Genomic DNA, 15,263 nt, shown 5'->3' on the forward strand with positions numbered 1-15,263 from the left:
AAGCCCGTCATGGATAAGACGAGCTTTTTCATTCAATGAATACCGGTTACAGATATTCACACAAGTACGCGGTGGATACTGCAACTTTCAGGTCAAACGATGAGTTACCTACAACTTCAAAATACTCACCTGCATTAAAAGTTGACCAATCCTCATCACCCACGCGCTTGATAGTCAGTGAGCCCTTAACAACGGTCATACGCTCAGGCGCTTCCGTGCCGAAAGTGTACTCACCCGGAGCCATCACACCAACACTGCTGCTTTCTCCGTCCTGAGTAAACGCCAGTGACTTCACTCCACCATCAAAATAACTGTTTTCTTTAATCATGCTACTTCCTGTTAATGATTATTTAATTAACGATACTCTTCTTTTTAGCTGAATACGGCACGATGCACAAGCCCCTATTTTTATCCGGCACGTGCAATATACTCATCTTTAGCTATGTTTTAGATATCACTAAATTACCTGTTTTAAATCCAAATATCATCCCCATATTTAAAACAGGCGCAACATCAAACAGATACAGGATCGATTATGTCAGCTAACATTCAACTTTACTCTCTGGCTACACCAAACGGACAAAAAGTCGGAATTGCCCTTGAAGAGATGGGCCTGGACTATGAAGCCCACACCATTGATATCCGTAACGGCGACCAATTTACAGAAGAATTTATAAAAATTAACCCAAACTCCAAAATCCCGGCAATTGTTGACACGACCGGAAACAATGGTGAGCCACTGGCAATCATGGAGTCCGGAGCAATCCTTCTTCACCTTGCTGAAAAAACGGGGAAATTCCTTCCTGAAGATGCGGCAAAACGCAGTCATACCCTGCAATGGCTTTTCTGGCAAATGGGAGGACTTGGGCCTATGTTCGGTCAGTTTGGTCATTTCACTAAGTTTGCCCCTCAGGAGTTTGATCTCTCCTACGGCCAGGATCGCTATACCAAAGAGACCAAACGCCTGCTTGCTGTTCTGGATAAGCAGTTGGAAGGTAAAGAGTTTGTCATTGGCGATGAGCTGACTATTGCAGACTTCTCAATTCTGCCTTGGATTGTTTGTCTGGATCGGTTCTACGGTGCTAAAGAAACGCTTGAGTTAAACAGCTACCAAAATGTCACCCGCTGGACCGAAGCTCTGCTGGCGCGCCCCGGTTTTCAAAAAGGAATGGCGGTTTGTAAGATCAGCTAGTACAAATGTCACCGCCAGAAGGCTGGTATCGATAAGCAGACCGTCCTCGCCATGGATGGCGAGATCGAGCTACATGGATGTATTCATGCGTGTCTGTGTTCGATACCTGCCTTCTGGCAGCCTCCAAACTCAATAGAGCAATTTTGTTCAAGTTTTATATCGAACTCTTAACTATATTATGGGAAAATAATAGCCCAGAGATATATTGAGATTCGGTAGTTTTATGAAGTCAGAAAACCACTTTCAGTTTGCAGCAAGTAAGTACCTTAAAGGGGTAACAACGCTGGATGCAAATATGAGTGACTTTTCTTACGATAAGCATGCCCATGAGGAGTACTCCATCGGCGTTACTCTTCAGGGAAGGCAGGACTTTTTTAGCTGCCGCAGCTTTCATAAAAGCTCTCCGGGAAGGATCGTACTGTTTAATCCAGATGATGTTCATGACGGACATTCCGGTGGTGACACCAATCTGAAATACAGCATGCTCTATTTACACCCGGATGCACTTAAAACTCAGTTTAAAGCACTTGGCATAGATGAAAACCAGACTCTCAGAGTCGAAGGTACCGTACTTGATGATGCGATACTAAGTCATCAGATACTCTCTTTTTCTGAACTGATTCAGGAAGAGAACGCTTCGAAAATTGAACAGGAGTCAGGTCTTTTTCAGATTGCCCGGTCACTGGTCCGCATGAGCGGTCAGTTGCAGGAAACCACTCCCGACTCCCGGACAGATAAACTGCTGATAAAAGCAAAAGAGTTTATTCAGGCAAACCTGCATCAGGATATCGCCATTGACGATATAGCAGCGGCCGCCAATATGTCCAAATTTCATTTTATCCGGCTATTTCGTTCTCAGTTTGGTATTACTCCGCACCAGTATGTTCTCAATTGCCGCATCAATAGTGCCCGTAAGGCTTTAGAAACAGGCCTGCCTTCCATTGATGTTGCTCAGGCATGCGGATTTGCGGACAGCAGTCACCTCAACCGACGCTTTAAGCGTTACTTTGGGATGACACCGAAGCAGTACCAACTACAACTTTCTCAATAAAACAGCCAGAATTAGAAATTTATCATGCTAGAAATTTTTGCTTACGCATTCAGCGTTATGTACAGTCCCGGCCCTATGAACCTGCTTGGCCTTCACAGCGGTATTCAGGGGAAGGCAAAAGCCCACTTTGGATTTTACGTAGGCGTGGGGGCAGCCATGCTGATCCTGTTTATCTCTTTAAGCTTTTTGGGCGCGCAGGTTGTCAATAAGTCCATTCTTCCGTATATCAGCATTCTTGGTTGCTGTTATATGGTCAATATCGCCTGGAAAGTATTCAGGGCTAAGGTTGATATCGGTGAATCAAAACAGAAAAAAAACGGCCTTAAATTCCGTGATGGTCTGTTTATGCACCTGCTTAACCCAAAAGCTCTGATTGCAACGCTGCCAATCTCTACCATTCAGTTTCCGGCCGTTGGAATTGCCGGAACACAAATTATTTTCTGGTCTCTGATCTTATCCATATTCGCGTTTGGTGCACCTGCCGGCTACGCGGTTGCAGGCTCTGTCCTTGGGAAGAAAATCGAAAACCCACTTTACTTCAGAAGCTTTAATATTCTGATGTCTGTTTTGCTGGTTTATGTCGCAGCAAGTATCAGCTACGAGCATGTTTATCTCGCCTGGAGCGGTAGTTAAAACTTAGGTTTAATAGGATAGGCAGAGTGAATTTGATATCATAAGCGATTCAGAACTCAGATAGACCAGAAGGAATTGCATTATGTTATGGCGGAGACTTTCTACTTTACTGCTCGCCAGTTTCACTCTTTTATTTTCCGTGTCAGGTAACGCTGCAGCCACACGCGCAGAAATTGCCTGGAAGTTAATTGATCAGGGCGTTTTTCTTGTGGATGTCCGAACGCCACAGGAATATCAGGCAGGTCACCTTGAAGGCTCGGTTAACTACCCTTTGCAAGTGATCGACAGGGCTTTTCAACAAGTTCCTAAGAATACGCCCATTGTTGTGTATTGCAGAAGCGGTAACCGCTCAGGCCAGGCATTTCAATATCTGACTCAACACGGCTATCAATACGTCTTTAATGGTGGCGGGTTACGGGAATTGCAGGCAGCTAAACCGCAGTAAGTTAAAAGCGGTTCGAAGCTCGTTTTTTCAACAATATAACCTGTTTCAATGTCATTCCGGAAATTGCGAAGCTTTTATCCGGAATCTACTAATACCAATCCCAGTAATTAGCTGTTCAGTGATTGCGCAGGCAAAATCGCTAAGAGCAAGGCAAAATTTGCAGTAACTAGTGGATCTAATTACAAAAATTTTAACGCAGCTATTAGCGATTTTGACAAGCAAGGATGAACAGATAATTGCTGGGATTGGTATAACAACGCGCTGTAGAGCTAACAATAGTTTTCAGCTCTACAACGCGCTTTTAGCAGATTCCCGCCTCCGCGGGAATGACCTGGTTGATACTCCGGTTTAATCAACAACTACCTTTCAGCAGCCGCTTCCTCACACACTCTTTTCTGCACCGCAGGTGGCGCAGGTTCGTAGTGACTCAGAACCATACTAAAGCTGCCTTCACCCCCGGTAAGCGCTTTAAACCGTCTTGCATAATCCTGCAACTCATTGATTGGCGATCTCGCTTTTAGCAGAGTGAAAGTATTCGACTCATGGTGCGAGCCTTCAATTAAGCCGCGGTTACCGGAAAGGTCACCGGACACATCACCCACTGCCGTAGTCGGAATATGCAGATCCATTGAGACGATTGGCTCAAGAACAATCGGCCCTGCATTTTCCACCGCATTCAGGAAGGCCTTCTTACCCGCAATAACAAAGGCAATCTCTTTTGAGTCCACTGAGTGGAATTTACCGTCATAAACCGTAACTTCTATATCCTTAATCGGGTTTCCGGAAATCGCGCCTTCATCAAGAGCCTGTCTGATGCCCTTTTCAACCGCTGGGATCAGAGCCGTCGGTATTGCGCCACCCACCACTTTATTGACAAACTTAAAGCCCTCACCACGCTCAAGCGGTCTGACCTTCAGTTGAACCTCGCCAAACTGCCCGGCACCACCACTCTGTTTCTTATGGCGGTACTGACCTTCAGCCGGTTTGGTGATGGTTTCGAAATATTCAACGCTTGGCTGTGAGGTTTCGACCTCCAGCTTATAGACGCTTTCCATCTTCTCAAGAGCCACTTTGAGATGGAATTCACCCTGGCCGCTAAGCAAAGTTTCATTGGTCCGCGTTCTGTGTTCAATTCTCAGCGAAGGATCTTCCGCTTCAATGCGGTTCAGAATTTCAGACAGTTTCTGCTCATCACCACGTTTCTTAGGCTTAACCACCTGACTGTACATAGACTGAGGGAAGTTCAGCGTGCGCATCTGAACGCCGTCTTCATCATGAGAGTCGTGAACCACAGAGTCAAAGTTCAGGTCATCCACTTTAGCCAGCACACATAAATCACCGGCAATGGCGCGTGAGATTTCAATGCGCTCTTTACCCTGAAGCTGATACAGGTGCCCCACCTTAAATGCCTTATTACTTTCGCCAACATAAAGCTGACTGCCCGCATTAATTTCTCCCTGGAAAACCCGCAGATAAGCCAGTTTCCCCATGTAAGGGTCAACACTGACTTTGTAGACATGAGCTACCGAATGCTCAAGAGTTTCACAGTCCACCGGGATTTGCTTACCGTTTTTCTCAAGCAGAGGAGGATTGCCCTCCACCGGCATCGGCATGATTTCGCCCAGGGTTTTCAGAAGTAGCTCGATACCCGCATTGGTTTCAGTTGAAACAAAACAGATCGGAATAATATGCCCGGTCCTAAGTGCTTCTTCAAACGGGTCGTGAAGCTGATTTGGCGAAAGCTCTGATCCCTGCTCAAGATAGATTTCCATCAGCTCTTCATCAACTTCGATAACCTGATCGATCAAACTCTCATGAGCACTGCTGACATCATCAAAAAGTGTTGGCTTGTCGTACTCAGGTTCGAAATAACAATCCACTACCGAAGAGGCATCTTCTGAAGGAAGGTTAATTGGCAAACAGCCGTCACCAAAGCGCTCTTTTACCTCTTCCACCAGCTCTTCTATTTTTTTCGGATTCAGATCGATTTTGTTGATGATAATCATCTGACACTTCTGCTGCTCTTTGGCAAACTCAAACAGACGATCGGATACCTGGTTTAAGGGCGTATTTGCATCCAGTACTAATGCGGATGTTTCAACCGAAGGGAAAATACTCAGGGTCCGGCCAAGCAGTTCAGGCTGTCCCGGAGTATCAATGATGTTCATTCTGTGTTTATTGTGAGTAAGGGTAACCGGAGTTGCTTCAATGGAGTGGTGATAGTGAATGGACTGAGGGTCAAAGTCTGTGACAGTGTCACCAGACTCTACCGTCCCTAAATGTGTAGTTGCCTTGGTTTCAAATAAAAGATGCTCGACAAGTGTTGTTTTCCCGGTACCAGTTTGGCCAACAAATGCGACATTGCGAATCATGTTTGGCATACACGCCTCCTATCCTTGACAGTGGAAGAAATTATTTTTGGTATAAAATACTCTGAGTTGGCGGGAATATCCGCCAGCTCGTCTTCCAGGTCATTTTTCGGATGGGTATATGCAAATCGGCCCCGCTATCTGGGATTAATAGCTATAGCTTGGACCGATTTTTAAACAAATGATGTGATATATTTCATAGCTGTGAAGCTTCTGTAATATCAGTATTAAAAAATGTAGACTGGTTAGCAATTTAGCGCTGTATTACAGCTTATCTGAGATTAAGTCTGCTACGGCCGGATACACCTTTTCACTCGCCTGCTTTACTTCATCTTTTGCGTTCTCAACTGCATAACCGGTAAAGCGCTCCAGCATAGGAATATCGTTGTAATCATCCCCGATCACTGAAACCAGTTCTTCTCTGATCGCAGCTTGTTCCACAATCAATTCCAGTCCGCTTGCTTTACTGATCCCCTTTGGAACCACGTTGATATAGTTAAGGTTGATAAAAACTTCTACCTCAGAAGCGTATTTCCCCAGAATCTCACTGCGAATCGACTGAGCTTCTTCCAGATCGCTGCACAGACAACCAAGCAGAAGCACTTCACCATCAAGCGCCTGCTCTACAGACTTAGTATAGATTTGCGAGTTACGTTCAAAGACTTCCCGCGCAACAGCGTCATTTAAGCTAGCGGCGCGGTTAGTAAAGTTACAGCCGTCAAAGCCATTGGAAACGATCAGCTCATCACCCACTCTCTGCTTCAGCATTTCTGCGACATCGCGGGCGAGGCCATTTTCCAGGGCTGCTTTAAACAGAATATTGTCTTCACTATCGACAACCAGTGAACCATTCAGCGCAATCAGGTAATCGTAATCTACATCACGAGCCTTTCTTTCAAAGCGGATACTAGCCGCATCACGCCCGGTACTTATAGCAAACAGGTTTCCCTGATTACGCCAGTTTTTAACCGCTTCGAGGTTTCTCGGCAGTTTAGACGGGTCAGTTTTGTAAAAAAAGGTTTTATCGTAGTCGGAAGCAATAATTTTTTTTGACATGTTAAGGTTCAGCCCCTGTTATTATCTGCAACGATAATAACAGAAGCCGAAGGAAAGAATAAGACGAATTAAATACAAATATTATCTTCTGCGCAGAATAAAGCCCGCAATAAGAAGAGGAAAAGCCCAAAGCGGTACCGAGCCTCCGGATGAGCCAGATGAAGAAACAGAAGAGGTACCCGATGTGTATTTATAGGAGTAGTCACCGTCTCTGAATGCCTGCCTCTCTGTTTCAGTAAAGGTATACTTCGCCGTCACAGCTCCGCTGGTAACGTTATTTATCCAGGTTTTAAAGTCCAGTACTTCTGAGAACACGGATGTGGCGCTATAACTTGGGTCGCCGCATTTTGACGCCGGGCCGTAACTGGTCACACCAACCAGTTTCTGAGTCGAACCGTCCGTCCAGTATAAAGGGCCTCCTGAATCCCCGTCACAGACTGAACCTTCCAGGTTTTCACCGGCTTCAGAGTTATAGGTTACCGTACCTTCCATACACAGGTTGTAGTCTGTGGTGATGGTATAATTACAGCTAGAATTAGGCACCCAGGTTAATGCTACATCCTGAAGGCTTGTTGAACCGTCAGTACCTTTGCTGGTATAGCCATGTCCTACAGCATAAAAGGTATAAGAGGAACTTCTGTACGTTGCATCATCGTTATCGGCCGGCAATTCAGCCTCATCAGTGACCGACATTGACTGCTCCAGTTTCAGAATTGCAACATCGTGGTACAGAGAACCGTTATAGGTGTCCGGATAATACACTTCTGAAATTCTGATTTTTTCAGTAGAAGATGAGCTGATATTGCTCCAGGATTCATCCTCAAGTTGCGGATACACATTAGTAAAGAGCATCCGCTCTTCATCATCGGTACTATCAATATAGACACAATGCGCAGCAGTCAGCACATAATTGGCCTTCAGTATGGTAGAGCCGCAATAGTTGCCATAACTAACATAACCGCTATTGTAATCCTGCCACTTGATCAGGCTTGCAAAAGTAGGATAGCTCGAGGCTGTGGTGTCTGAACCATTTACAATGTAGGCCTGAGCCTCTTCCGCTGTGCTCAGCGAAGAAAAGGTAAGTGAAGTTGTAGCGATTAACAACGGTATCGATACTTTGTTCATTTCGGTGTTCTCTGTAACTCACGGCCAGACAACTCAGTAAGTACTAAGCTCAGATCTCGCCCGACAATATGCATACTCTATCTAATTATCGGACAGATATCACCAAAATGAACAAATTTCAAAACAAAACTAACCGCGGTAGTATCGCTGTGGCACAAACGGCATTTTCTCCACCAGCATTGGAAGCTTTTTACCACGAACTTCAGCAAACACTTCCGTTCCGATAGTAGTAAAGCTTGTTGCCACATAGCCCATAGACACAGGTTTCCCGGCAGTCGGCCCCGCTGTACCACTTGTTACAACACCGATTTCATTATCGTCAGCATCAAACAGTTTACAGCCTTCGCGAACCGGCGCTTTTGTTTGACCAACCAGGCCAACTCTCTTACGCGAAACCGCTTTTGTCGCTATCTGCTCAAGAATGATCTCCGCTCCCGGAAATCCACCAGCTCGCTCACCATCCGCTCTGCGAACCTTACTGATACCCCAGAGCAAACTAGCCTCAACGGGAGTTGTTGTCGTATCCAGATCATGACCGTACAGACATAAACCGCACTCAAGACGCATTGAATCGCGGGCTCCAAGGCCAATCCATTCCACTTCATCAAAAGCTGTCAGTTTAGCCGCCAGTTCAACAGCTGACTCTGATGGGACTGAGATTTCAAACCCGTCTTCACCGGTATAACCACTGCGGCTGATATAGCATTCGACACCATCCAGATTCAGAATCTGCGCATCCATAAAGACCATCTCAGCGACAGCCGGCTGAATCTTTGCCAGAACCTCTGCCGCTTTTGGTCCCTGAAGAGCCATCAACGCGCGGTCTTCTATCACTTCCAGCTCAACACCTGAAGGCAGGTTACTTTTGATATGGGCAATATCCTGATCTTTACATGCAGCATTAACCACCACAAAAAGATGATCGCCAAAGTTAGTCACCATCAGGTCATCTAAGATTCCGCCCTGATCGTTGGTGAAAAACGCATAGCGCTGTTTTCCGGACGGGAGGTCGATAATGTCCACAGGTACCAATGCTTCCATTGCTTTAGCGGCATCGCTGCCCTTCAATCTTAGCTGCCCCATGTGAGACACATCAAAAAGACCTGCAAACTCTCTCGTGTGAAGGTGCTCTTTTTTCACCCCCAGCGGATACTGAACCGGCATATCATATCCCGCAAAGGGAACCATCTTGGCACCGGACTCAACATGCACAGCGTGCAGCGGTGTTTTGAGCAGTTCGGTCATCACTTTCTCCTTAAAGTTAAACGGATATGTTTCCAATAATAAACAAATTCACTATTTATCCATTAATAACAGATAAAGGAGTGTGATGACAAGCCTGTTTATTGAGCGGTAACCCAAAGAATCAATGCATCCTCTTCACTGACCGAAGCCAGCATATGCCCCATACTGGCATCGTAGTACACACTGTCCCCTTCTGAGAGGTTAATTGGCTCATAGAATTCAGTGAATAAGGTAACTTCGCCTTCCAGCACTAAAAGAAACTCTTCACCATCATGTTTTACCCAGTCGCTGTAGTCCTCAAACTTTCTTGCATGAACACGGGTTTTAAAGGGCATCATTTTCTTTTTAGAAAGCTGAGTTGCTAACAGTTCATGCTCATAAGTTGCCGTTGGGTGAGGCTTGCCCTGTCCCTTGGGCGTGATATCTCTTCTGCCAGTCGCCACCTGGGATTTAGGCGGTTCAAAAAGCTGAGGCATATCAATCTGAAGCCCACAAGCCAGTTTCTGCATCGCCTGAAAGGTCGGCGAAATCTGCTCGTTTTCAATCTTAGAAAGTGTAGAGCGGGCAAGGCCTGTTCTCTGACTGGCCTCTTCAAGGGTAATCCCAAGTTTCAGGCGGATATCTTTGATTTTTTGTCCAAGCTTAAGAGGCTCAATATTTTCCTCTTTCTTCTCTTTGGCAAGAGTCAGGGACGGGTATTCATCCATAATTTCATCAGACATAACGCTAAGTATTCCATTAATTATTTCACAGGCATTGTTACATATATTTATGAACAGCCCAAGATAAGCATTAAATGAATCCGTTCATTCCATTCAGGAAACCTTGCACTAATTAGATGCAAAATACCGGGCAAATGCCTCACAACAGGGCATTTCTAGATAAATATTTCCTATAGGAAATTTTTTATTTGATCGTAAGCTCAACTGACGGTATGTTAACCAAATACAGAAGAACGACTAAACATCAAAATAATCACTTTAACTGATAAGAGTTTCGTCGGGAGCTAACAGAGACAAGCAAGAGTTGGATCACATCTGACTCCTTTACTTATATGTTTTGACATACATTTTCCATAAAACAGAGCTATGCTCAGAAGCGGTGAAATGTAGATTTGTTGTAATTGTTTTTTCAGGCAGTACGCTGCCGGAATCTGAATCGGAGATTTGAAATATGGATATGACCCTGAAGTTTGCTGAAAGCCATGAGTGGGTAAAAGATAATGGTGATGGCACGGTAACTATCGGCATATCGGACCATGCTCAGAAAATGCTTGGTGATGTTGTATTTGTTGACCTTCCTGAAGTTGAAGACGAAATTGAAGCAGGTGAAAGCTTTTCGCTTGTTGAGTCAGTAAAAGCGGCATCAGATATCTATGCTCCGGTTACAGGCGAAATCGTTGAGATAAATGAAGAGCTGGAAGACAGCCCGGAACTGATTAACGATGAACCGTACGAAAACGGCTGGATTGTCCGGGTAAAACTTTCAGATCCGGAAGAGCTAAGTGATCTTAAGGGTGCTGAAGAGTACCAGGAATCCATCGAAGAAGAGTAACGCACCTTCCCCCTCCCTTTTGGGGAGGGGAATACTTCCCGTTTCACTCCATCTCAGGTAATAAAGCTGTAGCCTCGAACAAGATTTAGAGGTCAGGTACTCCTACAGGTAAGAAAACATGACAAACCTACTCACCCAACTTAGTTCCAACAAAGAATTTGTTAGCCGCCATAATGGTCCCGCTCCTGCAGAGCAGAAAATAATGCTCGATATCATCAATGCAGAAAGCCTTGAGCAGCTTATAAACGAGACAGTGCCTGCCTCAATTCGTCTGCCATCGCCACTTTCACTGGAAGCACCGCTCAGTGAAAGCGATATGCTGGCTAAGCTAAAATCCATTGCCGGTAAAAATCAGATAAAGCGAACATTTATTGGCCAGGGTTATTACGACACCTGCTTACCTAACGTTATTCTTCGTAACGTTCTGGAAAATCCCGGCTGGTATACTGCCTATACGCCTTATCAGCCAGAAATCTCTCAGGGCCGTCTTGAAGCACTGCTAAACTTCCAGCAGATGGTGATGGATTTAACCGGAATGGAGATTGCGAACGCATCACTTTTGGATGAGGCAACAGCAGCCGCTGAAGCGATGACGCTTTGTAAACGAGCAGGAAAGAGTAAGAGTAAAGTCTTTTTTGTCGCAGACGATGTGCACCCGCAAACCATTGAAGTAGTGAAAACCCGCGCTGAGTTTATCGGCTTTGAAGTAATGGTTGGCAAGCTAGATTCCCTTGCAGAGCAGGATGTGTTTGGCGCCCTGCTTCAGTACCCTTCAACCACCGGCGAAGTCCGGGATTTAACCGATATCATTTCAGCAGCTCAGGCCAATAAAACTCTGGTTACAGTCGCTACCGATCTTCTGGCTTCCACACTGTTAAAACCTGCCGGTGAAATGGGCGCAGATGTGGTCATCGGCAGTGCTCAGCGATTTGGCGTCCCTATGGGTTACGGCGGTCCTCATGCCGCATTTATGGCAACCCGTGATAAGCACAAGAGAACCATGCCTGGCCGCGTGATCGGTGTTTCCGTCGACTCTAAAGGCAGCCAGGCTCTGCGCATGGCAATGCAAACCCGTGAGCAGCATATCCGCCGCGAAAAAGCGACTTCCAATATCTGTACCGCTCAGGCACTACTGGCTAATATGGCCGCCTTTTATGCCATCTATCACGGTGCAGAAGGACTGAAAACCATCGCACGCCGCACACACCATATGACAGCGATTTTAGCTGCCGGACTTACAGCATGCGGTTATAAGTTAACCAACACCAGCTACTTCGATACTATCACGATAGATACAGATTCTGAGACCGAAGCGTTATACCAGAAAGCGCAAAAAGCAGACATCAACCTTCGCAAACTGGACGGGAAGCTGGGGATCAGCTTTGACGAAACCACGTCACTGCAAGATGTAGAAGCTCTGTTTGCTGTTTTTGGAATAGATGAAAATCCAGAATCACTTTCTGAAAATATCGCTAAAGATGAATTTGCAGCCATTCCAGAGCAGTGCAGAAGAAGCAGTGAATATCTGACGCATCCTGTTTTCAGCAGCTACCGCAGTGAAACTAAAATGATGCGCTACCTGAAGCTGCTTGAAAACAAAGATTTCTCATTGACTCACGGGATGATCCCGCTGGGCAGCTGCACCATGAAACTGAATGCGGCGGCAGAAATGATCCCGGTATCCTGGCCTGAGTTCGGAGCCCTGCATCCATTCGTGCCTAAGGAGCAAGCTTCAGGTTATACCGCTCTTGCTGAGTCACTTAAAACCATGCTTTGTGAAATTACCGGATATGACGCCTTCTCACTCCAGCCTAACTCAGGTGCTTCCGGCGAATACACTGGCCTTATCGCCATTCAGCGTTACCACAAAAGCCGTGGCGAAGGACACCGCAATGTTTGCCTGATCCCAAGCTCTGCGCACGGTACAAACCCGGCAACGGCCTCAATGCTTTCTATGAAAGTTGTGGTGGTTAAGTGTGACAGCGAAGGCAATATCGATATTCAGGATCTCTCGGACAAGATTGAAAAACACAAAGAGAACCTTTCCAGCATTATGATCACCTACCCTTCAACTCACGGCGTTTATGAAGAACACGTGAAAGAAGTGTGTGATATGGTTCATGCCGCCGGTGGTCAGGTTTATCTTGATGGCGCAAATATGAATGCGCAGGTGGGCCTTACTACACCTGGATTTATCGGCTCTGACGTTTCTCACCTGAACCTGCACAAAACCTTCTGCATTCCACATGGTGGCGGCGGTCCGGGCATGGGGCCAATCGGTGTTAAATCTCACCTTGCTCCATTCCTGCCAGGGCATATTGAAAACGGTGTGGAAGGCGACGATTACGCAGTTTCGGCTGCAGATTTAGGCAGCGCTTCCATCCTGCCAATCTCCTGGGCCTATATTGCAATGATGGGAGAGCAAGGCCTGACAGAAGCAACCAAGGTAGCCATTCTGAATGCGAACTACGTAATGGAGCGCCTGCTACCGCACTACCCTGTTTTGTACCGGGGTAAAAACGGCCGCGTTGCTCACGAGTGCATTATCGATATCCGTCCGTTAAAAGAAGAAACCGGCATCAGCGAGGAAGACATCGCAAAACGCCTGATGGATTACGGATTCCACGCTCCAACCATGTCTTTCCCTGTGGCAGGCACCCTGATGGTCGAACCAACAGAGTCCGAAGATCTGAAAGAACTGGACCGTTTCTGTGATGCAATGATCGCTATCCGTCAGGAAATGGATAAGGTGAAAAACGGCGAATGGCCTCTGGAAAACAACCCGCTAGTTAATGCGCCACATACTCAGGAAGATCTGGCCGCACAAGAGTGGAACAGACCCTACTCCAGAGATCTGGCCTGCTTCCCGAGCGCACATACAAAAGCAGCCAAATACTGGCCGGCGGTAAACCGTGTTGATAATGTGTATGGTGATCGTAACCTAAAAACTTATAACCCGATCCCTGACAGCGAGGACGATTTTCCGGAGAATTTTTGTAGAACTTGTTAGGCTCAAAATTGAAACAGGAACAGATAGTTGCTTGGATTGGTATAACTAATCCGGGTAACTTTCACGAACAGAAAGGAACTCTTCCCAATGTTCCAGTGCAATATCAACAAGCTCGGGATCAAAGTGTTTGCCTTTCTGAGCTAATAGTTCTGCCTTTATTGCGTCGTCGCTCCATGGCTCTTTATAGCTTCGCCTGGAGCTCAAAGCATCGAACACATCAGCAAGTGCCGCTATCCTGCCAGATAAGGGGATCTCTTTTCCCCTTAAATGGTTCGGGTATCCGCTCCCTTCCCACTTCTCATGATGAGTACCTGCTATTTCTGCGGCAATTTTGAGCAGATGCCGCTTAGACTTGCTTAATATTTCCACACCATAATCTACATGCTTTTGCATCTCGCTCCATTCGCCAGCGTCTAATTTGCCGGGCTTATGCAGTATTTTGTCAGGAATAGCCACCTTGCCAATATCATGCAATGGCGAAGCGTTCTGGATTAGCAGTGCTTCCTGTTCTTCTACTCCGTAGTGTCTGGTAATGATTTCAATATATCCGGCAACCCGCTGAACATGAGCGCCTGTTTCTTTACTTCTGACTTCAACAGCGTTAGCCAGGTTATATACCAGCTCCTTTGAGGTTTCCTGAAGATCGCGCATCAGATTCAGATTTTCAAAGGTAAGCGCAATATTGTGGATATAGATATCCAGCAGTCGCCGGTCTAAATCAGATATCGTCCCATCCATGTCAATATAAAGCAGGCTGGATAACTTACTTTCGTTCGGATTGTAAAAAATACAGGCGTCAGCATATTGCTCAACTTTTTTGTTTTCCAGAACTTCCTGGCACCGCTTCGCTACCTTCTCTGGCAAAAAAAACAGTGAAGAGTACGGGGTAATATCAACTGTGCTCTTGGTTGCAATTAAAGAAATCGCTCTCGTTTCATCCATTCCATGCCTGTACGGCACAAGAGCATAAAGTGCCGAAATATCAATCTCAAACAAGGAAGAGAACTGGTGAAGGACTGTTGTCGCGTACTCTTTGAGCGAAGTGGTACTCTGAACTACAGCAGATGCCTCAATAATTTTCCCAAGCTTTTTTCTCTGCTCGCTGATGGCACAGAGTTCTGAATAAGCGCGTAACATTGAATACAGCAATGTTCTGAGCTTTTGTGTGGTTAATTCCGTTTTCTCCTTATAGTCATCTATCTCGTACTCACGAATAACGGTATCTTCCGGTGCAACGCCTGCCTGACCGGTACGTAAGACCAGTCTGGTCATTTGGTTATTCAGTTCGTTCCGGATACACCTGACCAGGTCCAGACCAGCGTGGTCGCTTTCCATCACCACATCGATAAGTGCCATCGCAATATCGTCACGACTTTCCAGTATGCTTTTTGCCTCTATCCCGGTGTATGCTGAAATCAGCTCGAGCTTACGCCCTTTAAACACAAACTGTGCCAGCGCCAGCCTGGTTATCTGATGCACTTCTTTATCATCATCTACCAGAAGTACTACCCAGGGAGGCCCTGTTATTCCTCGCTCATGAGTATCGCTCGCATTATCACTGGCTAAAAAGTCCATTTATACCT

At 46.0% G+C, this 15,263-nt stretch carries 13 protein-coding genes; 6 read left to right on the top strand and 7 right to left on the bottom strand.

Annotated elements, in window-relative coordinates; genetic code table 11:
- Positions 1-46: 46 nt before the first annotated feature.
- Entirely contained in the window at positions 47-328 is a 282-nt protein-coding gene (locus tag L3Q72_RS16810; RefSeq protein ID WP_275133315.1) for a pyrimidine/purine nucleoside phosphorylase, read from the bottom strand.
- A 207-nt stretch (positions 329-535) separates the two neighbouring features.
- On the opposite strand from L3Q72_RS16810, the gene L3Q72_RS16815 reads away from it, so the two are divergent.
- From L3Q72_RS16815 to L3Q72_RS16830, 4 genes are all read left to right on the top strand, one after another.
- A complete protein-coding gene (locus tag L3Q72_RS16815; protein WP_275133316.1) occupies positions 536-1,192 on the top strand; it encodes a glutathione binding-like protein in 657 nt (218 codons plus the stop codon).
- 223 nt (positions 1,193-1,415) lie between these two features.
- Entirely contained in the window at positions 1,416-2,243 is an 828-nt protein-coding gene (locus L3Q72_RS16820) for an AraC family transcriptional regulator (protein ID WP_275133317.1), read from the top strand.
- Between the two features lie 24 nt (positions 2,244-2,267).
- On the top strand, positions 2,268-2,876 hold the full coding sequence (locus L3Q72_RS16825) for a LysE family transporter (protein WP_275133318.1): 609 nt from the start codon (positions 2,268-2,270) through the stop codon (positions 2,874-2,876).
- Between the two features lie 82 nt (positions 2,877-2,958).
- On the top strand, positions 2,959-3,321 hold the full coding sequence (locus L3Q72_RS16830; protein WP_275133319.1) for a rhodanese-like domain-containing protein: 363 nt from the start codon (positions 2,959-2,961) through the stop codon (positions 3,319-3,321).
- Positions 3,322-3,680: 359 nt separating this feature from the next.
- Here L3Q72_RS16830 and fusA read toward each other — a convergent pair whose 3' ends face one another.
- From fusA to L3Q72_RS16855, 5 genes are all read right to left on the bottom strand, one after another.
- Positions 3,681-5,702 carry an elongation factor G gene (gene fusA, locus L3Q72_RS16835; protein WP_275133320.1) on the bottom strand — a complete coding sequence of 674 codons (2,022 nt, stop codon included), beginning with the start codon at positions 5,700-5,702 and terminating at the stop codon, positions 3,681-3,683.
- A gap of 252 nt (positions 5,703-5,954) precedes the next feature.
- Positions 5,955-6,746, bottom strand: coding sequence for an HAD family hydrolase (locus L3Q72_RS16840; RefSeq protein ID WP_275133321.1), 792 nt, complete (start codon positions 6,744-6,746; stop codon positions 5,955-5,957).
- 81 nt (positions 6,747-6,827) lie between these two features.
- The gene (locus L3Q72_RS16845) at positions 6,828-7,871 is read right to left on the bottom strand and encodes a trypsin-like serine protease (RefSeq protein ID WP_275133322.1); all 1,044 of its coding nucleotides are present in this window, start codon (positions 7,869-7,871) and stop codon (positions 6,828-6,830) included.
- Between the two features lie 129 nt (positions 7,872-8,000).
- Positions 8,001-9,116, bottom strand: a complete 1,116-nt coding sequence (gcvT, locus tag L3Q72_RS16850; protein WP_275133323.1) for a glycine cleavage system aminomethyltransferase GcvT — start codon at positions 9,114-9,116, stop codon at positions 8,001-8,003.
- Between the two features lie 98 nt (positions 9,117-9,214).
- A complete protein-coding gene (locus L3Q72_RS16855) occupies positions 9,215-9,838 on the bottom strand; it encodes an XRE family transcriptional regulator (RefSeq protein WP_275133324.1) in 624 nt (207 codons plus the stop codon).
- A 451-nt stretch (positions 9,839-10,289) separates the two neighbouring features.
- Between L3Q72_RS16855 and gcvH the strand changes: the two genes are divergently transcribed.
- Both gcvH and gcvP read left to right on the top strand, forming a co-directional pair.
- Complete coding sequence (gene gcvH, locus L3Q72_RS16860) at positions 10,290-10,670, top strand: glycine cleavage system protein GcvH (RefSeq protein WP_275133325.1); 381 nt, start codon at positions 10,290-10,292, stop codon at positions 10,668-10,670.
- Positions 10,671-10,788: 118 nt separating this feature from the next.
- Complete coding sequence (gcvP, locus tag L3Q72_RS16865) at positions 10,789-13,680, top strand: aminomethyl-transferring glycine dehydrogenase (RefSeq protein ID WP_275133326.1); 2,892 nt, start codon at positions 10,789-10,791, stop codon at positions 13,678-13,680.
- A 45-nt stretch (positions 13,681-13,725) separates the two neighbouring features.
- Here the strand turns inward: gcvP and L3Q72_RS16870 are convergent, their stop codons facing one another.
- On the bottom strand, positions 13,726-15,255 hold the full coding sequence (locus tag L3Q72_RS16870; protein WP_275133327.1) for an HD domain-containing phosphohydrolase: 1,530 nt from the start codon (positions 15,253-15,255) through the stop codon (positions 13,726-13,728).
- Positions 15,256-15,263: the final 8 nt, after the last annotated feature.

Source organism: Vibrio sp. JC009 (assembly GCF_029016485.1).
Classification (GTDB): domain Bacteria; phylum Pseudomonadota; class Gammaproteobacteria; order Enterobacterales; family Vibrionaceae; genus Vibrio.